This window comes from Pseudactinotalea sp. Z1748 (assembly GCF_049725185.1).
Lineage (GTDB): Bacteria > Actinomycetota > Actinomycetes > Actinomycetales > Beutenbergiaceae > CALKWS01.
On sequence record NZ_JBMPQB010000009.1, the window covers coordinates 74,141 to 95,197 of the forward strand.

Annotated in this window: 16 protein-coding genes; 5 read left to right on the forward strand and 11 right to left on the reverse strand. The window is 69.5% G+C overall.

Annotated elements, in window-relative coordinates:
- Positions 1-169 precede the first annotated feature (169 nt).
- Positions 170-580 (forward strand): HIT family protein, encoded by a 411-nt coding sequence (locus ACO0LU_RS16735; protein WP_424792482.1) that lies wholly within the window; start codon positions 170-172, stop codon positions 578-580.
- 42 nt (positions 581-622) lie between these two features.
- Here the strand turns inward: ACO0LU_RS16735 and soxR are convergent, their stop codons facing one another.
- Positions 623-1,081, reverse strand: coding sequence for a redox-sensitive transcriptional activator SoxR (gene soxR / locus ACO0LU_RS16740; RefSeq protein ID WP_424792483.1), 459 nt, complete (start codon positions 1,079-1,081; stop codon positions 623-625).
- A gap of 164 nt (positions 1,082-1,245) precedes the next feature.
- On the opposite strand from soxR, the gene ACO0LU_RS16745 reads away from it, so the two are divergent.
- On the forward strand, positions 1,246-3,129 hold the full coding sequence (locus tag ACO0LU_RS16745; RefSeq protein WP_424792484.1) for an ABC transporter ATP-binding protein: 1,884 nt from the start codon (positions 1,246-1,248) through the stop codon (positions 3,127-3,129).
- A 171-nt stretch (positions 3,130-3,300) separates the two neighbouring features.
- Here the strand turns inward: ACO0LU_RS16745 and ACO0LU_RS16750 are convergent, their stop codons facing one another.
- Complete coding sequence (locus ACO0LU_RS16750) at positions 3,301-5,835, reverse strand: DUF7594 domain-containing protein (RefSeq protein WP_424792485.1); 2,535 nt, start codon at positions 5,833-5,835, stop codon at positions 3,301-3,303.
- Between the two features lie 272 nt (positions 5,836-6,107).
- On the opposite strand from ACO0LU_RS16750, the gene ACO0LU_RS16755 reads away from it, so the two are divergent.
- Positions 6,108-6,722 (forward strand): nucleotidyltransferase family protein, encoded by a 615-nt coding sequence (locus ACO0LU_RS16755; RefSeq protein WP_424792486.1) that lies wholly within the window; start codon positions 6,108-6,110, stop codon positions 6,720-6,722.
- Positions 6,723-6,956: 234 nt separating this feature from the next.
- Here ACO0LU_RS16755 and ACO0LU_RS16760 read toward each other — a convergent pair whose 3' ends face one another.
- The 3 genes from ACO0LU_RS16760 to ACO0LU_RS16770 form a co-directional block, all read right to left on the reverse strand.
- Positions 6,957-8,102, reverse strand: coding sequence for a ring-opening amidohydrolase (locus tag ACO0LU_RS16760; protein WP_424792487.1), 1,146 nt, complete (start codon positions 8,100-8,102; stop codon positions 6,957-6,959).
- Positions 8,103-8,131: 29 nt separating this feature from the next.
- Complete coding sequence (locus ACO0LU_RS16765) at positions 8,132-9,103, reverse strand: carbamate kinase (RefSeq protein WP_424792488.1); 972 nt, start codon at positions 9,101-9,103, stop codon at positions 8,132-8,134.
- 213 nt (positions 9,104-9,316) lie between these two features.
- On the reverse strand, positions 9,317-10,816 hold the full coding sequence (locus ACO0LU_RS16770; protein ID WP_424792489.1) for a SulP family inorganic anion transporter: 1,500 nt from the start codon (positions 10,814-10,816) through the stop codon (positions 9,317-9,319).
- A 329-nt stretch (positions 10,817-11,145) separates the two neighbouring features.
- On the opposite strand from ACO0LU_RS16770, the gene ACO0LU_RS16775 reads away from it, so the two are divergent.
- On the forward strand, positions 11,146-11,532 hold the full coding sequence (locus ACO0LU_RS16775) for a MerR family transcriptional regulator (protein ID WP_424792490.1): 387 nt from the start codon (positions 11,146-11,148) through the stop codon (positions 11,530-11,532).
- A gap of 204 nt (positions 11,533-11,736) precedes the next feature.
- Here ACO0LU_RS16775 and ACO0LU_RS16780 read toward each other — a convergent pair whose 3' ends face one another.
- Both ACO0LU_RS16780 and ACO0LU_RS16785 read right to left on the reverse strand, forming a co-directional pair.
- Entirely contained in the window at positions 11,737-13,218 is a 1,482-nt protein-coding gene (locus tag ACO0LU_RS16780; RefSeq protein ID WP_424792491.1) for a DUF222 domain-containing protein, read from the reverse strand.
- A gap of 143 nt (positions 13,219-13,361) precedes the next feature.
- Positions 13,362-14,840 (reverse strand): carboxyl transferase domain-containing protein, encoded by a 1,479-nt coding sequence (locus ACO0LU_RS16785; protein ID WP_424792492.1) that lies wholly within the window; start codon positions 14,838-14,840, stop codon positions 13,362-13,364.
- A 166-nt stretch (positions 14,841-15,006) separates the two neighbouring features.
- On the opposite strand from ACO0LU_RS16785, the gene ACO0LU_RS16790 reads away from it, so the two are divergent.
- Complete coding sequence (locus tag ACO0LU_RS16790; RefSeq protein ID WP_424792493.1) at positions 15,007-16,356, forward strand: MFS transporter; 1,350 nt, start codon at positions 15,007-15,009, stop codon at positions 16,354-16,356.
- Between the two features lie 61 nt (positions 16,357-16,417).
- Here ACO0LU_RS16790 and ACO0LU_RS16795 read toward each other — a convergent pair whose 3' ends face one another.
- The 4 genes from ACO0LU_RS16795 to ACO0LU_RS16810 all read right to left on the reverse strand — a co-directional run bounded on the left by ACO0LU_RS16795 (position 16,418) and on the right by ACO0LU_RS16810 (position 20,832).
- The gene (locus ACO0LU_RS16795; protein WP_424792494.1) at positions 16,418-17,536 is read right to left on the reverse strand and encodes a bifunctional 2-methylcitrate synthase/citrate synthase; all 1,119 of its coding nucleotides are present in this window, start codon (positions 17,534-17,536) and stop codon (positions 16,418-16,420) included.
- Positions 17,537-17,538: 2 nt separating this feature from the next.
- On the reverse strand, positions 17,539-18,504 hold the full coding sequence (gene prpB / locus ACO0LU_RS16800) for a methylisocitrate lyase (protein ID WP_424792495.1): 966 nt from the start codon (positions 18,502-18,504) through the stop codon (positions 17,539-17,541).
- A complete protein-coding gene (locus tag ACO0LU_RS16805; RefSeq protein WP_424792550.1) occupies positions 18,504-20,030 on the reverse strand; it encodes an MmgE/PrpD family protein in 1,527 nt (508 codons plus the stop codon). Before ACO0LU_RS16805 ends, prpB begins: the two co-directional genes overlap by 1 nt.
- Before the next feature lie 139 nt (positions 20,031-20,169).
- The gene (locus ACO0LU_RS16810) at positions 20,170-20,832 is read right to left on the reverse strand and encodes a GntR family transcriptional regulator (protein ID WP_424792496.1); all 663 of its coding nucleotides are present in this window, start codon (positions 20,830-20,832) and stop codon (positions 20,170-20,172) included.
- Between the last annotated feature and the right edge of the window lie 225 nt (positions 20,833-21,057).

Here is a 21,057-nt window from a genome sequence, read left to right on the forward strand (position 1 = left end):
CTGGATTACCGCCGGGCGCACGTGGCCACGCAAGAGCAGGTGCGTGCCGTCGTCCTGGTCTTCCTCCCGCTCGGCCGCCCGCAGCCAACGGGCGCGCGCAACGAGCCGCTGCCATCATCACCCCCATGGATCGACCCCGCACCACACCACATCCCCTCTCCCGGGCCTCATGAACACCTGCGCCTTCTGCCGCATCGCCGACCACACCGAGCCGGCGAACCTGGTGCTGGACACCGAGGACGCGTTGGCCTTCCTGGACATCCACCCGCTGTTCAAGGGCCACGTGCTGGTGATCCCGCGCGAGCACCACGTGACGTTGCCGGACCTGCCCCCGGCGCAGGTGGGACCGTTCTTCGCCGCGGTGCAGCGCGTGTCCGCCGCGCTGCCCGAGGCGCTAGGGGCACATGGGACGTTCGTGGCGATGAACAACGTCGTCAGCCAGAGCGTGGCGCACCTGCATTCCCACGTGATCCCGCGGCGCCGCAAGGACGGCTTGCGCGGGTTCTTCTGGCCCCGCCAGCGGTATGACGAGGGCGAGGCCGCCGACTACGCCGCGCGGATCCGTCGGGCGCTCGGCTGACGCCGGACGTGACAGGCGTGCTGCCGGCGGCAACCCCGGCCCTCACTCTTCCAGCAGCCGCCTCGGCCCCGGCCCGCGACGGCCGTAGGCGTCCTCGGGATTCGCCAGCCCGCACCGGTCGAGGGAGAGGCAGCCGCACCCGATGCATTCGGTGAAGTCATCGCGCAACTGCTGCAGCTGGTGGATGCGCTCGTCCAACTCCGCTCGCCAACGTCCCGAGAGCCGCTGCCAGTCCGCCCGCGTGGGGGTGCGCCCGGCGGGCAGTTCCGCGAGCGCCTCGCGCACCTGCGCCAGCGGGATCCCCACCCGCTGGGCGATGCGGATCAGCGCCACCCGACGCAGGGTGTCGCGCCGGTAGCGACGCTGGTTTCCGGCCGTCCGAGTGCTGGTGATCAGGCCCTTGCGCTCGTAGAAGTGCAGCGCTGAGGCCGCCACCCCACTGCGGGCGGCCAACTCCCCGATGCTGAGTTCATAGCGGCTCCACGCGGGCGCGGTGGTCATGATCGCTCCAGAATCCCGTTGACCTCAACCTTGGTTGAGGGTACACAGTAGTGCCTCCGGCGCGGCCCGGCCCGTCCAGGGGCGCTATCCCACCCAGTGGGCAACCCCACCCGCCGCACGATCCCGACGACCCCCGCATGATCCCGACCCCAGGGGAGCACCCCATGAGCATGGAGTCCACCGCGTGGCACTCGATGTACACCGCCATGCACGCCCAGAACGACCGCCGGCCATTCTCCCGCGCCACGCTCGCCCGGATCGCCGCCTTCGCCGTCCCGCACCGGCGCCGGATCGTCTGGTTCACCCTGGTCAGCGTCCTGACCGCCGCCATGGCCGTGGCCACACCTCTGCTGGCGGGGCGCGTCATCGACGCGATCACCCAGAACGCCGAGGTGCGCGTCGTCGTCGTCCTCGCCGTGCTGATCGGGCTCATCGCGCTCGCCGAGGCCGGGTTCGGCCTGGTGCAGCGCTGGTTGTCGGCCAACATCGGAGAAGGGCTCATCCTGGACCTGCGCACCACGGTCTACGACCACGTGCAGACGATGCCGGTCGCGTTCTTCAGCCGCACCCGCACCGGTGCGCTGGTGAGCCGGCTGAACAACGACGTGATCGGCGCCCAACGCGCCTTCTCCGACACCCTCTCCGGGGTGGTCAGCAACGTCGTCACCCTGGTGCTGGCGCTGATCGCGATGGTCTCACTGTCCTGGCAGATCACGGTGATGACGCTGCTGCTGCTGCCGGTGTTCGTGCTCCCGGCGCGGCGGATGGGTGCGCGGCTGGCCCGGCTGCGACGCGAGGCCGCGAACCACAACGCCACCATGAGCACCCAGATGACCGAACGGTTCTCCGCCGCCGGCGCCACCCTGATCAAGTTGTTCGGCCGCCCGGAGCGCGAGTCGGTCGAATTCGCCTCCCGGGCCGCCCGGGTCCGTGACATCGGGGTGCGCTCGGCGATGGTCCAGGAGGTCTTCTTCATCGCCCTGACCCTGGTCTCGGCCCTGGCGCTGGCGGTGGTCTACGGCCTGGGCGGGTTCTTCGCGCTGGCCGGGGAGTTGGAGGCCGGCGCGGTGGTGGCCCTGGCGCTGTTGCTGACCCGGCTGTATGCGCCGCTGACGGCCCTGGCCAACACCCGGGTGGAGGTGATGAACGCGATGGTCAGTTTCGAGCGGGTCTTCGAGGTGCTCGACCTGCGCCCCCTCATCAGGCAGAAGCCCGACGCGGTGGCGCTGCCGGATGGGCCGTTGTCGGTCGAGTTCGACGAGGTCTCCTTCGCCTACCCCTCGGCCGATCAGGTCTCACTGGCCTCTCTGGAGGAGGTCGCCACGCTGGACCCGCGGGCCGGTGCGACGGTGCTGCACCAGGTGAACCTGCGCGCCGAACCCGGGCAGACCGTGGCGCTGGTGGGCTCAACCGGCGCGGGAAAGTCCACCATCGCCTCCCTCATCCCGCGGCTGTTCGACGTCGACTCCGGCGCCGTGCGCCTCGGCGGGCTGGACGTGCGCGATGCCACCCGCGACTCCCTGCGCGATGCCATCGGGATGGTCACCCAGGACGGGCACCTGTTCCACGACACGGTGCGGGCCAACGTCGCGCTGGCCCGGCCGGAGGCGTCCGAGGAGGAGGTCTGGGCGGTGCTGCACCGGGCGCGCCTGGGTGAGTTGGTCGCCTCCCTGCCCGACGGCCTGGACACCGTGGTCGGTGAACGCGGGTACCGCCTCTCCGGCGGCGAGCGCCAGCGGCTCACGATCGCCCGGATGCTGCTCGCCCAGCCTCGGGTGGTGATCCTGGACGAGGCCACGGCCCACCTGGACTCCACCTCCGAGGCCGCCGTGCAGGCCGCGCTCACCGAGGCCCTGGCGGGGCGCACCGCCATCGTGATCGCGCACCGCCTGTCCACCATCCAGGCGGCAGACACGATCCTGGTGGTCGAGGACGGGCGCATCGTGGAGTCCGGCGGCCACGGCGCGCTGCTCGCCGCCCGGGGCCGGTACGCCGAGTTGTACCGCACGCAGTTCTCCCGCGGCGAGGAGGTGCCGGCCGCGCTCTGAGCGGGAAGGCGCCGGCCGCACCCATGGACTCAGGTGCCGGGAACTGCAGGGCACGCGGTGCAGGCCTACCGCCTCGGGTGCAACGACGCCCGGTATCGGCGCCGAACACTTCTCGGGCACCGCTGGGGGCGGGCCTGGCGGTTCGTGGTTGCCAGGCCCGCCCCGGGAGCCCTACTGGAGGTGGAGGCGTAGCGATTGCGCCAGGTCCCGCAGTTCCGCGGCCGCGTCCTCGGTCAGGACGTCCGGCCGTGCGGGGCTCTCCAGATGCTCCAGGAAGCGCTCGAGCGCCACCACGGCCGGTGTGGTGCGCCCGCCGTCAATGTGCCGTTCGACCTCGTCCAGGGCATTGGTCAGCTGGTCCGCGATCGGCCCGGCCACGGCGCCGGTGGCCATGTGCTGGTCCAGCGCGGTGCGCAGCTCGTCCACCGGTGGTTCCGGCGCCGGGTCTTGCGCATCCAGCCGACGCTCGCGCTGGTCCAGGTACAGCGAGCGAGGTTCGAGCAACTCGCCGAGACCCTGGTGCTCGACGTGGTCGATCGGTTCGGTGTACTGCCCGCCAGGGGTGTCGATAATGGCGCAGTCCCCGGTGCCGGTGGTCCCGATCACATAGCCCCACCCGAACTGCTGACTCATAGCCAATCGGCCCCTGGTGCAATTCTCTCCGGAGATGTTCCACAGAACGCTCTCGGTGGTGCTGTGCGCGTGGGTGCTCCACGGCCGGTACCGCATCTCGAAGGTGTCACCATCCACCGAGACGTTGTCGAACAGGTTGGCCGCTCCGAGGTGGCGATGGGCCTCCGAAGCACGCTCCCCATCGACCGAGTGGCTGTCCAGGAACACATTTCCGGTGCCCTGCACAGCCTGCACCAGATAGTTGTGCCGGCCACCCTCGGCGTAGGAGTCGCGCACCAGGCTGTCACTGCCCATCAGGTGGTAGTGATACCCGTTGCCGCCCGCGCCGTTGTACTGCGGGTTGCGCATATCGGCGTCAGTAACCGTGATGGAGCGTGCGTACCAGACATGCACCCCGCCGGACAGGGTGTGCACATCCCTGGTGTTCTCCTGCGGCCGGAACGTATGCACGTTGTTCACCCAGCCGTCCACGGTGTTGTTGAACGTCACCAGGGAGGAGCCGTGAACCTGGTACGCAGCCGTGTCGGGATCCAGGTAGTCGTTCTCCCCGTCGTCTCCGGGCAGGTCGCTCTGCCGGGCGCCCATCGACAGATCGGCGATCCCGCCGCCGGTCAGCGGGGCGTGGTGGTGGTGCAGCCGCAAGCCATCGCGCATCAACATGGTGTAACGGGTCGGGATGTCGATCTGCACGGTGCCCGCCTGCTCGTCCACGGCGGTGATCTGGCGGTGGTACACCAGCGCCCGGAAGGTGTCCGGGGTCCAGTTCTGCCCATCCTCCACCGGGTGCTCAGCCAGCCACTCCTCGGTGACATCGGCCTTCAAGATGACCCAGTCACCGACGGCGAAACCACCGGCGTCGGCCACATGAAGGGTGCGGGTCGGCTCGGTGATGTCCTGGGTCAGGGCCACCGCGGGTCGCTCCTGCTCGGCCTCGGAGTCATGCCAGCTCTGCCACTGGTCGCGGTCCGGTCCGATGAACACCACGGTGCTCTGCCGCATGCCTTCGGCAGTGGAGTTGTAGATCCGGGTCTGGTCCGGGCCCGCACCACGCAACAACACGTCGTCGTACCCGATGTGCAGCACCGCGCGGGATTCGCCCTGCGGGGCGACCCGGAACGTGCCCGGGGGCAGGTGCACGGTTCCGCCACCTGCGGCCCCGGCCGCATCGATCGCCGCTTGGATCGCCTGGGTGGAGTCCTCCACACCGGTGGGGTCTGCGCCGAACCGGGGGTGAGTGACGTCAAAGGTCGGGCCGGGAACGCTCTGTGGCACCTCAGCGCCGTACCGGTAGCCAGCATAGGAGAAGTCGTGCAGGAATCGGCCCTCGTCATCGATCATTCCGGGGTGCCAGTCCTCGGGGTACAGTTCGCTGCGCAACGGCCCCTCGATCGGAGGCTCCGGTTCCGTCTCGGTCTCGTTAATGACCAGCACCGGGGGGTTGGACGCCTCCCGGGAGTGCATCTGCACGAGGGGACCGGTGGCCACGTCCCGGCTCATGCGCAGGCTGAACACCTCGTGGCCCTGAGCCAGCGTTGCCGCCAGGGCCTCGGTGAGGTCCACTTCGTGCCACCGGTTCGACTGGTCGCTCTCCCCGCCGATGACGAAACTGGTGAGTGGTTCCGGGGCCACGGCTGGGCGGGTGTTCCAGGTCAGGGTGTCCTCCGACCAATCCTCGAGCACCTCATGGATCAAGTTTGGTGTCTCATCGGGCCACTCCTGCGGTTCACCGCCGCTGACCCGGCCGAACATCCGGAGCGTGGCGGTCTCGATCTCACCCTCCAGCGGCGTGAGATCGAAGGTCACGAATGACTCGCGGCTGAACCCCGCAGATCCCACCTTCCACTGCAGCGGGCTGGTGCTCGCATAGTTCTCGTCGGCGTACTGCCCGTCGCGCACCAACGCATCGGCGACGGCTACCAGTTCGGTCTCCGGTGCCGCCGCACCGGTCTGCTCCGGTACGGCCATCGCCTGGCCGAGACCGGCACCGGCGGCCAGCACGAGTCCGAGGGATAGCGCGAGTACTCGCCTGGTCCCTTCTCTGGTCAGCACGGCACTGCCCTGACGTTGCTCCATTGCTTCTGCTCCATCGCATCGGTTCTGGGGGAATGTCGTCTCTCCTGCTCCGGGGTGGGGAGCGTGGCGGATACGGCCCGTTCGGCCGGTGGTCGCGCACCATCCTGGTGCAACCAGTACCACCACTGAAGAAACATGTTTCACTCGACATGAAACTCACGTCAGGCGGAAATGTCAAGGACCGGCAGTCACGAGCAGACCCTCCCCGGGGGCCGCCGGTGCCCCAGGTGGGCCCAGCATCACCTCGGGAGGCGCGGCGATACGCTGACCCGATGGCGGACGTGGCGGGCATCCTGCTGGCGGCCGGGGCCGGGCGGCGGATGGGCCGGCCGAAGGCGCTGATGCGCTCGGCCGACGCCGCGCCCTGGCTCACCGCTGCCGTCCGGGCACTGCAGGACGGCGGCTGCTCCCCCGTCGTCGTCGTGCTCGGTGCCGCCGCCGAGGAAGCACGGGCGTTGCTGGGCGGCCTGGAGGTTCAGGTTCTTGAGGCCACCGACTGGGCCACCGGCATGGGTGCGTCCTTACGCACCGGCCTGGCGTCGCTGACCGACTGGGCCGGGAGCACTGGCCGGGACGGGCCCGGCGTCGAGGAGCGACCGATCGGCGCAACCGCTGCACTGATCCACCTGGTGGACCTGCCCGATGTGGGGCCCGACGTCGTCGCGCGGGTGGTCGACCACGCCGCACCCGACGTGCTGGCCCGCGCGGACTACGGACAAGGCGCGGCGCATCCGGTGCTCATCGGCCGGGAGCACTGGCCCGGGGTGATCGCGAGCGCCCACGGGGACCGTGGGGCTCGGGACTACCTCCGAGGCCGTGAGGTGCTGGCCGTGGACTGCTCGGGCCTGGCCACCGGCCGGGACGTCGACACACCCGCGGACCTGTAACCGGGCGCCACCGGGCGCCACCCGCCACCCGCCGCAACCGTCCAATTGGATAGTTCCAGCGACCCACCGCAGCCCCACTCGCCACAACCGTCCAATTGGATAGTTCCAGCGACCCACCGCAGCCCCACTCGCCGCAACCGTCCAATTGGATAGTTCCGGCGGGGGCGGCGCGGGCACAGCGGGGCGTGGGCGGCGCGGGCGCAGCGGGGCGTGGGCGGCGCGGGCGCCGCCGGCTCAGGCGGTCGGCTTCGGCGGGCGGTACCCGGTCGGCTCGGCGCCCATGTCCACGATCGCGGCCACCGGACCACCGCCGTCGGGCCCCTGGTGGGCGGCCGAGACGGACACGAACACCGCTGGGTCACCGGTCACCGAGGCGGTCACCCCACCCACGGCGGCCTTGATCTGGCGGTGCCAGTGCACGTCGGAGTCATCCATCATGGCGTTGCGGCGCCCGCGGACCTTGCCGTCACCGGAGGTCTCGCACTTGAGGAAGACGTTCACCAGCCGCCCGTCGATGTCATCGCGGTGCGGCCGATCGGGCAACTCCAGCCCGGCGTTGCGGATCGCGTCCCAGACGCCGTCGGTGTCGATGGCATCGCGCATCACCGCGTGGCCGATCCTGTACCGGCCACCCACGCCGCGGGCGTTGCCGACCACCACGATCTGCGCCTGGTCCAACTCCACCCCGGAGGAGCAGGAGGCCACCGCGGAGTACAGGTCCCGGTTCTTCATCACATCGGCGTCGATGGGCATATCGATCTCACCCAGGGCCACGGCGATCCCCAGCGCGGTGGTGCCGTTGGACAGGTCCATCGAGCCCAGGGTGTCCTCGGTCCACACGGACTCCCCGCGGGACTTCGCGTCGGCGATGGTGTGCATGGTCAGCAACGGGGTCTTGGTCTGCACGTAGTGCACGTCGGCGGGGTCGGTGATGCCGGCGCGCTCCATGGCCACCTTCACCCCGGCGGCGACCTTCTCGATCATCGGGGTGCGCCCGATCTCCTCGGGCAGCAGGGTCTCACTCATCGCGAAGCCCACCGACACCCGGGGCTCGTCGGTCCGGATGGTCTCCTCGGCCGGCACGGTGGCGAAGATGGTCGCGTGCGGGGAGATGACGCCGTCGGTCCCGCCGGACCACACGATCGGGATCTGCTTGACCTCCTCCTCGCTGCGGGTGCCCTTGGCCATCAACACCTCCCGGAAGGCGCGGTCGGCGATGATGCGGGTGTAGTCGTTCACCCCGCCGTTGCCCTCGGTCTTGCCGATGACGGCGATCACGCGGTCGGCCTGCATGATGCCGGCGTCGATGAGTTCGGTGAGACCGGACGCGTCCGTGACGTTCTTGATGGGGACCTTACGGATCTCGATGGCTTCTGGCATGGCGTGGTGTCGTTCCTTTCGGTGAACTGCTACGGGCGGGATTGGTGGGGTTCGGCGTGGGCGGGTTGGGGCGCGGCGGTGACCTGGGTGCCGACCCTGCCCTCGACCGCCTCGACGATGTGGTCCAGGGAGGTGATCACGGAACGGCCGCCACTGCGGGCGAAGCGCAGCGCTGCCTCGACCTTGGGCCCCATGCTGCCCGCGGCGAAGTGACCCTCGGCGGCGAACGCGGTCAACTCCGCCACGTCGATGGTGCCCAAGGGCCGGGCCTGCGGGGTGGCGTACCCCACGATCGCGTGCTCCACGTCGGTGGCGATGAGTAAGACGTCGGCCTCGACCAACACGCCCAGCAACGCGGCCGCGAGGTCCTTGTCGATCACGGCTTCGACCCCCAGGAGCGCGCCGCCGTCCTCGCGTACCACCGGGATCCCGCCGCCCCCGGCGGCGACGGTGACGAAGCCCGCTCGCACCAGGTTCAGCACCGCCGGGGCATCGAGGATCTCCCGCGGTTCGGGCGAAGCCACCACCCGGCGCCATCCCCGCTCGCCCATGTCCTGCCAGTTCTGCCCCTCGGCGATGAAGCGCCGGGCCTGCGCCTCGGGCAGGAACCGGCCGATGGGTTTGGTCGGGGTGGTGAAGCCGGGATCGTCGGCGTCGACGAGGGCGCGGGTGACCACCGATGCCGAGCGCCGGTCGAGGCCGCGCCGCGCGAACGCCTCATCCAGACGCTTGGTCAGGGTGTAGCCGATCGTGCCCTGGGTCTGGGCGCCGCACCAGTCCAGCGGGACGATGGGCACCACATCGGCGGCCAACTCGTTCTTCACCAGCAGGTTGCCCACCTGGGGTCCGTTGCCGTGGGTGATGACCACGTCCACGCCCCGGGCCACCAGATCGGCGATCCGTTCCGCCGCCGTGCCCAGGGCCGCTTCCTGAGCGGCGACCGTGGCCTCACCGGTGGAGGAGGTCATCGCATTGCCCCCGAGGGCGATCAGCGCGCGCACACGGCCTCCTCGTCGTCGGTCTGTGTGAGCAATCTACGCCCGCGACCGCTGCGGCTGTACAGCGACAGTAGCCGAGGTGCCCGGTACCCCTTGGCAAGAATTGACACCGCCGGAGTGCCACGGTCTACGGCGCATGCCCGTTGGCCGCGGCCGCCTGGCCCGTGCCCCGGGCACGGAGGTCTCCAGCGGTGGTGCTGCGGCGGTCGGCTGAACCTAGTGGCCGTTGTTCAGGTGCCCTGCCAGCCGGGCGTGGCGTTCGGAGCTGGCTTCGTTCAGCCCGGTGATGGTGACCGTTTTGCCCTTGTCGGCGTACTTGGTGGTGATGGCGTCGAGGGTGGCCACGGTGGAGGCGTCCCAGATGTGGGACTGGGATAGGTCGATGACGACGTTCTTGGGGTCCCCGGTGTAGTCGAACTGGTAGATCAGGTCGTTGGAGGAGGCCCAGAGCAACTCGCCGATGACGGCGTAGACGCGGGTGTCCTCATCGGGGCGGTCCACTTCGATGACCTCGGTGAAGTGGGCCACCCGGTTGACGAACATCACCGCGGCCACCACCACCCCGGCCAGCACCCCGTAGGCCAGGTTGTGCGTGGCCACCGTGACCACCACGGTCGTGAGCATCACGGCGGTTTCGCTCTTGGGCATCCGTCGCAGCGTGTTGAGCCGGATGGAATGCCAGTCGAATGTCGCGACCGAGACCATGATCATCACGGCCACCAGGGCCGCCATCGGGATCTGCCCGATGACGTCGCCGAAGCCCACCACCAGGATGAGCAGGAAGACCCCGGCCAGGAAGGTGGAGATGCGCGTGCGGGCCCGGGAGGCCTTCACATTGATCATGGTCTGGCCGATCATCGCGCACCCGCCCATGCCGCCGAAGAAGCCCGTGATGATGTTCGCCGCGCCCTGCCCCCAGGTCTCCCGGGTCTTGTTGGAGTGGGTGTCGGTCACGTCATCGACCAACTTGGCCGTCATCAACGATTCCATCACCCCCACCAGCGCCATCGCGACCGCGAACGGGCCGATGATCTGCAAGGTCTCCAGGTTCAAGGGCACATCGGGCAGGAACAACGACGGCAGCGAATCGGGCAACTCCCCCTGATCGCCCACCTTCGGGACCGCGAACGCGAAGGCGACGGTGACGGTGGTCAGCACCACGATCGCCACCAGCGGCGCCGGAACCACGGCGGTGACTTTGGGCAGGAACACCATGATCGCGATGCCCGCGGCCACCATCACGTAGACCAGCCAACTCACCCCGGTCAGGTACGGAAGTTGCGCCATTAAGATCAGGATCGCCAGGGCGTTGACGAACCCGATCATCACGCTGCGCGGGATGAAGCGCATCAACCTGGCCACCCCGAGCACCGCGAAGAGCACTTGGATGATCCCGGCCATGATCACCGTGGCGATCAGGTAGTCCATGCCGTGCTCGCGCATCACCGGGGCGATCACCAGCGCGATCGCTCCGGTGGCCGCCGAGATCATCGCCGGCCGGCCGCCCAGGAAGGCGATGGACACCGCCATCGTGAAGGAGGCGAACAACCCCACCCGCGGGTCCACCCCGGCGATGATGGAGAAACTGATCGCCTCCGGAATCAGTGCCAGGGCCACCACCAGCCCGGCCAGCACCTCGGTGCGCAACCTGCGCGGACTGCGCAGCGTACCGATCACCGAGGTGACGTCCTCGGTGCGCGCCTTGCGGCGCTGCATCGGCGTACGCCGGGGCGGACGCGGGGCGCTCCGGCGGTCGGGCTGGGCAGCAGCAGGGGTGGACAAAGAGACTCCGGGGGTTCAGCGGCGGTACTCGCCAATGGTCACGATCACGGCGCGCCGTTGAGCGTCGAGGCGCCCAGGTGCTGGGCATCATCGACGGCACCTGCGCAGTCCGCCGGAAACTCTACCCTAACGAGAGGGTAGAGTTTGTGTGACGTTCCTCGCCCTCGGCGTGCAGGCCGTCGACGGTGCTGCCGTCGCCTTCGCTCGACCCGGTAGTGCGGGAGAACCAGCCGGTAGAGTTTGGCCACCGGAGAAGGAGGGCTATGGCTGCGCACATGCAGATCGGGGAGGTATCTGAACGCACCGGCCTGTCCCAGCGCACCATTCGTCACTACGGCGAAGTCGGTCTGGTCACTCCCTCCAGTAGGACCGAAGGCGGCTTCCGGCTCTATACCGACAGCGACGTCTCCAAGTTCGAACTCATCAAGAAGATGAAGCCGCTGGAGTACAGCCTGGAGGAGATGCGCGAAGTCCTCGACCTGATCGCCGAACTCGACACTGAGCCCACCGCCTCCCGCCGCGCCGAGCTCACGAGCCAGCTCGTCGCCCTCCGGGAAGCGGCCGCCACACGGCGTGACGGACTCGCGGCTCAACTCGCCGCCGCCGAGTCGTTCATCGCCCAACTGGACCAACGCTCCGCCCAGCCCTAGCCGACCTCACACGCGGGCGCCTCCCTACGCGCCCGCTGGGCGATCCGGGTTCGTCCAGCACCCGCCCGGCCACGGTGCGCTCGCGGGTCAGTGCGGGTCAGCGCGGCGGGGTCTGTTCCAGCCAGTCCCGGATCGATCGCGCGCAACACTTATCTCCCGCACCGCCGGCTGCATCCCACACCTCACCTGCACAACGCCCGCGCCCTATTGGCGCATCGCGAAGGTGACCGTGCCCCCTGGCGAGCGGGTGTGGTGGTAGCGATGATCGTGGATGAGCCGATGATGTCGGTGGCATAGCGGCACTGCCTGGTCCAGATCGGTGCGCCCGCCGTCGGCCCACGGTTTCAGATGGTGCAACTCGCACCACGCATACGGTCGTTGACAGCCGTCGGCAGCACAGGCGGCGTGCTGGACCGACAGTGCGGTGCGCTGGGATTCGCTGAAGAACCGGGCGCTATGACCCAGGTCCAGCGGTACCGACTTCCCACCCAGCACCACCGGAACCATCCCGGAGTTGCAGGCCAGTTGGCGCGCCTGGGCGGCGGAGATCTTCTCCCCGGTGTCCAACCCGCCTGCTGCCAGCCGCCCGCGCAGCACCTCTTCATCGAGGGTGACCACGATCGTCGCGGCGGTCTTGGGGCTCAGGTGATCGGTGGGCAGGTGCTCGATCAACTCACACAGCGCCAGGCCGTGGGCGTGGGCCCAGTCGGCCCGCCTGGCTTGGGCCACCCGACCCGGATCAGGCAGACCGACCAGATCGCCCGGCTCCTCCGCCGATGCACCCGCCCCGACACTTCCGGCCCTACCCGCGCCACCCGCACCTCCGGCCCTACCCGCGCCACCCGCGCCACCCGCGCCACCCGCACCGCCAGCACCGCCAGCACCGCCAGCACCGCCAGCACCGGCCACGCTCCCGACCGCGGCTGCGCTGCCGGATCCGCAATCCTCAACGCTTCCACCGGCTGCGCCACCTTGCTCCTTGCCGTTCTCCCGGCGCGGCGCGGTCATGGTCTGAAGCAACTTGCGCAACAGGTGCCCATGGAACACCGGAACGGTGAAGTGGCCCGTGACCGTTCCATCCTGGTTATCCCGAAGGGTCACCCTGGTGCGCGCCCGGGCCCGCTCCTCCTCATCGGCCACCTGGCCCTCTTCGTGAGCATCGACCTCATCACGCTGCCTCTCGATGGCTTCCAGCGCTCGGCGAGCCCGTTGCCGCAACACCGAGGGCGGCATCGTCTTGGCCTTCTCAACCAGGTCATCCTCGACCCGCTTGCGTTCCGCGGCGCTGAGATCCTCCGGGAGTTTCTCTCCCGCGCCCACAATCGTCTCGGCGTGCTCCTGGGAGATCTCTCCCCCGTCCAGCGCCTTCTGCGTCGAACTGCGGTCCTTGATCCGCGTGGCCAACCTCGTCTGCCGGCTGGTTTCGCGGCCATCTTCATTGGTGCGCTTCGCCGCCCACGATGCCGTGTCCGCATCCCCGGCCCGCTCGGCCGCCTTGGCCTTCTCCGCGGCCACCAACACCTTGAGGCGGTACGCGCACACCCGCGACTCGATCCGCTTGAGGTCCACCAGCAACTGCGCCTGACCCACATCGCTCAGCCCACCCGGATCCATCTGCGCCAACTCATCCAGCGCCGCATGCACGCCCTGGGTGGGCGAGATGCTGGGGAGAGGGTGTACCGCCATGAACCAACACTACTACGAACGCGCGTTCGAATCAAGGGTTCGAACGATTTCTGTTGCGATTACTTGGTGCCGAGTCGTCCCCCTCCGGGCGTAGTCTGGCCGCCGCCGCCACGCACCGCAGCCACCACCGGCAACAACCCGGGCTACGTCATCGACCGGTAGCGGTCGTGGCGAATCCGCAGGCGCTCCTCGGTCTTCATCGCCACAAGCTCAGCAAGCTGGGCCGTGGCCGAGGCGATCAGCCGGCGGCAGAACTCGGCAGGTTCCTCTGCGGCGTCGGGCCGCTCGGGCACGATCTCGTTGACGGCACCCATCTCGAGCAGGTCCACCGCCCGGATGCGGTGCGCCGCCGCCATATCCGCAGCACGGTCCGCGGTGCGGTGGATGATCGCGCTGGCACCCTCCGGCGGCAGCGGCGCCACCCAGCCGTTCTCGGCGCACACGGTGCGATCGGCCGGCAGCAGGGCCAGGGCGGCCACACCGTTTCCCTCGCCCAGGATCGTGGAGACCACCGGCACCCGCACCGTGGCCAGCGCCGCCACCGTACGCGCGATCTCCCCGGCCAGCCCGCCGTGCTCGGCCTCGGTGGTCAACTCCGGGCCCGGTGAGTCGATCACGGTGACCAGCGGCAGGTCCAGCTCCTCGGCCAGGTGGAAGCCGCGTTGGGCCACCCGCAGCGCCGCCGGGCTGAGCGAGGCGTCCCGGCGGGGGCGCCGGTCCTGGCCAATGAGCACACAGGACAGCCCGGGGAACCGGACCAGGCCCACCGTGATCGTCCCGTCGGACTCCCCGGTCCCGGTGCCGCGCAGCGGGATGAACACCTCCGCAGCGTGGTGCAGCAGGTGGTGCAGCCGGGGCCGCTCCGGATTGCGGGTCGCCTGGACCGAGTCCCACGGAGCCCGGTCGGTGGCGATCCCCTCCGCGTCGAACCGCTCCCCGACCGGCTCCTGGGGCGAGGTCAGCACCCGCAGGGCCTTGACCGCCGTCGTCCGCAGTTCTCGCAGCGGCACCACCCCGTCGATCACACCCTTGCGGGCCAGGCTCTCGGACCGTTGCACCCCCTCGGGCAGCGGTTCGCCGAGCATGATCTCCCGCACCCGCGGACCGAGGAGCCCCACGAGTGCCCCGGGCTGGGCGATGGTCAGGTGACCCAGGGACCCCCACGACGCCAGCGCGCCACCGGTGGTGGGGTCGCGCAGGTAGACCAGGTAGGGCAGCCCGGCGGCGCGGTGGGCCAGCACGGCCTGGCTGATCTTGATCATGTGCAGGAACGCGGGGGTGCCTTCCTGCATCCGGGTGCCGCCGGACATCGGTGAGGCCAGCACCGGCAACCCCTCGGCGGTTGCCCGTTCGAAGGCCAGTGTGATCCGCTCGCTGGCCGCGGCACCGAGGGAGCCGGCGAGGAAGTCGAAGTCGCCGACGATGACGGCGACCCGGTACCCGCCGATGAGGGCACCCCCGGTGACGACCGCCTCGTCGGCACTGCTGCGCTGGGTGGCCCGGGCTAGTTGGGCGGCGTACTGCGGGCCGTAATCGGGCTGGACCGGCGGGGTGTCCCACGAGGAGAACGTGTCGGGATCAAGCACCGTGCTGATGACCTCGTGCACCGAAATCCTGGTCACACCTACGCTCCTTCGCCGGCACCTGCTGTGCCGCTCACGCTAGTTCACCTGCCGCGCGCCGGACATAGGCATCATTGCCAGTGCACCCCGGGCCCCTTGGGCATTGTTTGCCGCGTCCAGTCCGGCTTTGGGGTGCGGGGCGCGGGTGGCGCCGTAGGCTGCGGTCGTGAGCATCAGCCGGCGCCTGTACGAGGCAGTGATGACGCGCGATGTGCAGGCCGAGGCGAACCTCGATGAGCAGGTCCGCCGGGACGTCCCGTACAACGCCGTCCGACTCGTTGGTGCGCACGCGTTGCAGAGCAGCGGGGATCAGACCGTCAATGCCTCCACCGTGCTGCCGTGGTTGTTCCAGGCCCTGGGTGTGCCGCCGGCGCTGACCGGGCTGCTGGTGCCGATCCGGGAATCGGGGTCGATGTTGCCCCAAGCGGCATTGACCCCGGTGGTGCTGCGGGTGCGCCGGCGCGTCTGGGTGTTCGTCACCGGCGCGCTCATCCAGGCCGTGGCGGTGGCGGCCATGGCGTTGGTGGCCGCGACCGGGTCCGGGCTGGGGGCCGGTGTGGCGATCCTGGCGGCCCTGGCGGTGTTCTCCTTCGGCCGTTCACTCGGTTCGATGTCCTCCAAGGACGTGCAGGGCCGCACCCTGCCCAAGGGCCAGCGGGGGCAGATCAACGGCCTGTCCACCACGGCTGCGGGCGTCGTGGCGATCACCCTGGGCGTGGCGCTGCGCGCGATCGGCGGCGGGGACCTGTCGGCAACCCAGATCGCGTGGCTGCTCGGCGCCGGGGCCGTGATGTGGGTGCTGACCGCCGTGGTCTACGCAGGTATCCGGGAACCGGTCGACGACGAGTCGCACGCGCGGCAACCGGACACCAGACCCGGCGCGGCCAGGGAGGAGGCCGAGACCCCGTGGTGGCGGGCCTCGGTGCAATTGTTGCGCGATGATGCGCCCTTCCGACGGTTCGTCATCGTGCGCAGTTTGTTGCTGGTTTCGGCACTCAGCCCACCGTTCCTGGTGAGTTTGGCGGCACAGAGCGGCGCCGGTGCGATCAGCGGCCTGGGCGGGTTCGTCATCGCCTCCGGCCTGTCCGCACTGCTCGGCGGGCCCGTCGCCGGGCGCCTGGCCGACCGCAGCAGCCGCACGCTGATGGCTGTGGGTGCCGGTGTTGCCTCGGCGGTGCTCCTGCTGATCGTGGTGCTCACGCTGCTGCCCGGTTTCGACGGCGACAGCGCCTGGGGCGCGGTGCTGTTCGTGGGCTCCTACTTCGCCCTGACCCTCATCCACACCGGGGTGCGGGTGGGCCGCAAGACGTATCTGGTGGACATGGCCGAGGGTGACCAGCGCACCAAGTACGTGGCCGTGTCCAACACGGCGATGGGCATCATCCTGCTCATCGCCGGCGCACTCAGTTCGGCGCTGTCGGTGCTGGGGGTGCACTGGGCGCTGGTGTTCCTCGCGGTCCTGGGCGTGCTCGGGGTGGTCGCCGCCCGGCGTCTGCCCGAGGTCTCGGTCGGGTGAACCCGGAAAGGCCGGGGCGGCGGGGGTGCGCCCGCTGCCCCGGCCCTGCGCCGGATACCACCTAAGCCAGGTGCCGCTCGTCCGGGCCGACGTACTCCGAGAGCGGGCGGATCAGCGCGTTGGAGGCCCGCTGCTCCATGATGTGGGCGGTCCAGCCGGTGATCCGGGAGGCCACGAACAACGGGGTGAAGATCTCGGTGTCGAAGCCCATCAGGTGGTAGGCCGGGCCGGAGGGGTAGTCCAGGTTCGGCTTGATGTCCTTGCGGGAGGTCATCGCGTCCTCGAGGTTGTCATACATCGCGGCGATGTCCGGACGGTCATAGTGCGCCACCAGGCTGTCCAGGGCAGCCTTCATGCTCGGCACGCGCGAGTCGCCCTTCTTGTACACGCGGTGACCGAAGCCCATGATCTTGCGCTTCTCGGCCAGGGCCTGCTCCAGCCAGGCCTCGGCGTTGTCCGCCTCGCCGATCTCGTCGAACACGTTCATCACCGCCTCGTTCGCACCGCCGTGCAGCGGACCCTTGAGCGCACCGATCGCGGCCACCACCGCCGAGTACAGGTCACTCAAGGTGGAGGTGACCACCCGGGCGGTGAACGTGGAGGCGTTGAAGGAGTGCTCGGCGTACAGGATGAGGGAGACCCGGAAGGCGTCGACGACGACGTCGGCGGGCACGGATCCGAAGGTCATCTGCAGGAAGTTCTCGGCGTACCCCAGGTCCTCACGCGGGGGCACCACGTCCTCGCCGCGCCGACGGCGCTGGTCATAGGCGACGACGGCGGGCAACTGGGCGAGCAGCCGCACCGACTTGGTGAGGTCGGCGGCTTCGGAGTCGTCCCCGGCGTCGGGATCGTTGGCACCGACGACGCTGACGGCGGTGCGCACCACGTCCATCGGGTGTGCGGTGTGCGGGATGGAGTCGATCACGGACCGGACGTTGTCGGCCAGGGCGCGCTGGGAGCGCTCGGTGCGCTCGAAGTCGGCCAACTGATCATCGGTGGGCAACTCGCCGTGCCAGAGCAGGTAGGCGACCTGCTCGAAACTGCACTGCTCGGCCAGTTCCTGCACCGGATAGCCCCGGTACAGCAGGGAGTTCGTGTCCGGGTTGACCTTGGAGATGGCGGTCTCGTCGACGTAGACGCCGGCCAGGCCCTTCTTGATCTCGGGGGCTTCGTTGCTCATGTTCACTCCTTCGTTGTGGCCTCGTCCCCGGCATCGCCGGGGGCCGTGCCTGTGGGGGAGGTACCGGGGGTCGGGGCGGGTGTGTAGGTGAAGACCGAGGCGTCGAACGCGTTGTAGGCCTCGTAGTCGATGAGTTCGTACAGGCGGGCACGATGCTGCATCTGATCCACGACGCCGGCCAGGGTGCCGTGGGCCTGCAGGGTCTCCAGGCCCCGTTCGGCCGCGCCCATGGCCAGCCGCAGTAGCGACACAGGGTAGATGACGATGGCGATCCCGGCTCCGGCGAGTTGGTCACGGGTGAACAGTTCGGACTTGCCGAACTCGGTCATGTTCGCCAGCACCGGGACGTCGACGGCGGCGCGCACCGCCTCGAACTCGGCCAGGTCACGCATCGCCTCGGGGAAGATGGCATCGGCCCCGGCGTCCACCAGGGCCTTGGCCCGGTCCTTGGCCGCCTGCAGGCCCTCGACCGCGCGGATGTCGGTGCGAGCCATGATCAGCAGGTTGTCGTCGCGGCGGGCATCGGCAGCGGCGCGGATCCGCTTGGTGGCCGTGGCGGCGTCCACCACCTGTTTGCCGTCCAGGTGCCCGCACCGCTTGGGGTTGACCTGGTCCTCGATGTGCAGGCCCGCCACCCCGGCGTCCTCCAGGGCGTGCACGGTACGGGCCACGTTCATCGGTTCGCCGAAACCGGTGTCGGCATCCACCAGCGCCGGCAGGTCGGTGACCCGCGCGATCTGCTGGGACCTGCCCGCGACCTCGGTCAGGGTGGTCAACCCGATGTCGGGCAGACCCAGGTCGGCCGAGAGCACCGCCCCGGAGATGTAGACGCCGTCGAAGCCCTTGTCCTGGATGAGCTGGGCACTCAGCGGGTTGAACGCACCGGGGAAACTGAGCAGGTCGCCGCCGGCGAGCCGCTCGCGCAACCGGGCGCGCTTGACGTGCGCCGGCGTGGAAGCGTGCAGCATCAGAAGATCCCGCCCGGAGCGCCCGCGCCGGCCAGCAGACCGGCCGGAGCGGTGATGGTCAACTCGCCCAACTGCGGTCCGCTCAGGTGCGGCAAGCGCTCGGCGACGTCCAGGAACCGCTCGATCTCGTCGTCGTCCAGCACACCCTGGGCCAGGGTGCGGAACTTGGCCACGTACTGCTCCCGGCCGAAGGGGCGGGCGCCGTAGGGGTGGGCATCGGCGACGGCGATCTCCTCCACGATCGTCGAGCCGTCGGTCAGGGTGATCTCCACCCGGCCACCGAAGGCCTTCTCATCAGGGTCCTTGGAGTGGTAGCGACGGGTCCACTCGGGGTCCTCGGCGGTGGTGATCTTGTGCCACAGCGCGACGGTGTCGGGGCGGGCGGCGCGCTCGGGGGCGTAGGAACGGGCGTGGTGCCAGGCACCGTCCTGCAGGGCGACGGCGAAGATGTAGGGGATGGAGTGGTCCAGGGTTTCCCGGGAGGCGGTCGGGTCGTACTTCTCGGGGTCGTTCGCCCCGGAGCCGATCACATAGTGGGTGTGGTGGGAGGTATGAATGACCACCGACTCCACGTTGTCAGCATCGCGGACCTGCGGGTGCTCGTGGTGGATCTTGCGGGCCAGGTCGATCAGCGCCTGGGACTGGTACTCCGCGGAGTGCTCCTTGGTGTAGGTGTCCAGGATCGCCAGTTTCGGCGCGCCCGGGGCCGGCAACGGGACGCGGTAGTGCGCCTGCGGGCCGTCCAGCATCCAGGCGATGACGCCATCCTCACCTTCATAGATCGGTTCGGGTGAGGTCTGTCCGCGCATGGCCCGGTCCACGGCTTCCACTGCCATTTTTCCGGCGAAGGCGGGGGCGTGGGCCTTCCAGGTGGAGATCTGACCCTTGCGGGACTGCCGAGTGGCGGTGGTGGTGTGCAGGGCCTGGCCGATCGCCTGGAAGATGGTCTCGCTGTCCAGGCCGAGCAGGGTCCCGATACCGGCGGCGGCCGAGGGGCCCAGGTGGGCGACGTGGTCGATCTTGTGCTCATGCAAGCAGATCGCGCGCACCAGGTTCACCTGGATCTCATAGCCAGTAGCGATACCGCGGAGCAACTCTCGGCCGGTGAGGTCCCGGGAATCGGCCAGGTGCTGGGCCACGGCGAGGATCGCGGGGATGTTGTCGGCCGGGTGGGAGTAGTCGGCGGCCAGGAAGGTGTCGTGGTAGTCCAGTTCGCGCACGGCGACGCCATTGGCCCAGGCTGCCCATTCGGGGCTCACCCGCTCTGTTGGTTCTAGGCCGAACACCGTAGCGCCAGGGCGGTAGGGGTGCCGCTGGGCCTGGGCGCGGGAGGCGACGGCCGGGTCGCGGGTGAGCGAGGCGGTGGCCACGGCGGCGTTGTCGATGACCCGGTTGATGATTATCTCGGTGACCTCCTCGGTCACCTCCACCGGGTCGGTGGCGACCTGGGCGATCTTCCAGGCGAGTTGGTCCTCGCGGGCCAACCCGTCGGCACTGGGGTGGACCCGGACGTCGTGGGTCACCATGTCCGCGGAACTCATGTGGGGTGCTCCTCATCTGTGGTCGAGCGGGGTGTGGTCGAGCGGGGTCTGGTGGTCGTAGGCGGTGCTGCAGGTCAGGCACTGCTGAGATCGAGCGGTGCTAGAGGTCGAGCGGTGCTGCAGGTCAGGCGCTGGTGGCCGCGGGGGCCTCCTTGTCCAGGGCGATCAGGATGCTGTCCAGGCTCGCGCGCAGGTGAATGGCGGTGGCTTGTGCGGCCAGCGTGCCGTCGCCGGCGGCGATCGCCTCGGCGATCATCCGGTGTTCCTGCGCCGCCTGCACCAGCCGCTGGTGGTCATCTCGGGACAGCCGGCGAGCGCGTGCCACCTGTGACCGCAGGGAGACAAGAGACCGCTGGATCGCGGGGCTGTGCATCGCCGCGTCGAGAGCGGAGTCCAGGTCCGCGACCAGCCGGTAGTAGCCGGCGTGCTCGGGATCCTGCGGTGACAACAGTTCGGCGGCCTCAGCGAAGCGGTCGGCCAGGGCGGTGAACACCGCCGGCTCCCCCCGCAGCGCCGCCAGCCGCGCCGCCTGGGCCTCGAGCGCCTCGCGCAGTTCGAACAGGTGCCGCACGTCCTGCGGTGAGATGGCCGAGACCGTGTAGGTGCGTCCCTTGCCGACCACGCACAGCCCCTCGGCGCCCAGTCGTCTCAGGGCCTCGCGCAGCGGTGTGCGTGAGACGCCCAACCGCCCGGCCTGCTCGACCTCACCCAGCGCGGTGCCCGGCGGCAGACGGCCGGAGATGATGTCCTGGCGCAACTGCACGTAGGCGCGTTCGCTGGCAAGCATACTGCTGACGATACGCCACCAGACCCACAATTGTATACATGTTGCGAGCAAGAAGCACATAGGCAGATGCGCGGCGACATCTTTGCATACATCCTTTCTCAGTGCCGTCGGTCACCTCCGCACGTCCTTGTTGCGATCAACCTGGCCCGGGTGCGGCTTCGTTCGAGGCTCCGCCTTCGCTCCGGTCATGGTCCACGAGAACTACGGAACGAGGTCCGGACCGGG

Coding starts and splice junctions, on each gene's coding strand:
- ACO0LU_RS16735 (WP_424792482.1), top strand. CDS start 170: ATGAACACCTGCGCCTTCTGCCGCATCGCCGACCACACCGAGCCGGCG.
- soxR (WP_424792483.1), bottom strand. CDS start 1,081: ATGACCACCGCGCCCGCGTGGAGCCGCTATGAACTCAGCATCGGGGAG.
- ACO0LU_RS16745 (WP_424792484.1), top strand. CDS start 1,246: ATGAGCATGGAGTCCACCGCGTGGCACTCGATGTACACCGCCATGCAC.
- ACO0LU_RS16750 (WP_424792485.1), bottom strand. CDS start 5,835: ATGGAGCAACGTCAGGGCAGTGCCGTGCTGACCAGAGAAGGGACCAGG.
- ACO0LU_RS16755 (WP_424792486.1), top strand. CDS start 6,108: ATGGCGGACGTGGCGGGCATCCTGCTGGCGGCCGGGGCCGGGCGGCGG.
- ACO0LU_RS16760 (WP_424792487.1), bottom strand. CDS start 8,102: ATGCCAGAAGCCATCGAGATCCGTAAGGTCCCCATCAAGAACGTCACG.
- ACO0LU_RS16770 (WP_424792489.1), bottom strand. CDS start 10,816: ATGCAGCGCCGCAAGGCGCGCACCGAGGACGTCACCTCGGTGATCGGT.
- ACO0LU_RS16775 (WP_424792490.1), top strand. CDS start 11,146: ATGGCTGCGCACATGCAGATCGGGGAGGTATCTGAACGCACCGGCCTG.
- ACO0LU_RS16780 (WP_424792491.1), bottom strand. CDS start 13,218: ATGGCGGTACACCCTCTCCCCAGCATCTCGCCCACCCAGGGCGTGCAT.
- ACO0LU_RS16795 (WP_424792494.1), bottom strand. CDS start 17,536: ATGAGCAACGAAGCCCCCGAGATCAAGAAGGGCCTGGCCGGCGTCTAC.
- prpB (WP_424792495.1), bottom strand. CDS start 18,504: ATGCTGCACGCTTCCACGCCGGCGCACGTCAAGCGCGCCCGGTTGCGC.
- ACO0LU_RS16805 (WP_424792550.1), bottom strand. CDS start 20,030: ATGGTGACCCACGACGTCCGGGTCCACCCCAGTGCCGACGGGTTGGCC.
- ACO0LU_RS16810 (WP_424792496.1), bottom strand. CDS start 20,832: ATGCTTGCCAGCGAACGCGCCTACGTGCAGTTGCGCCAGGACATCATC.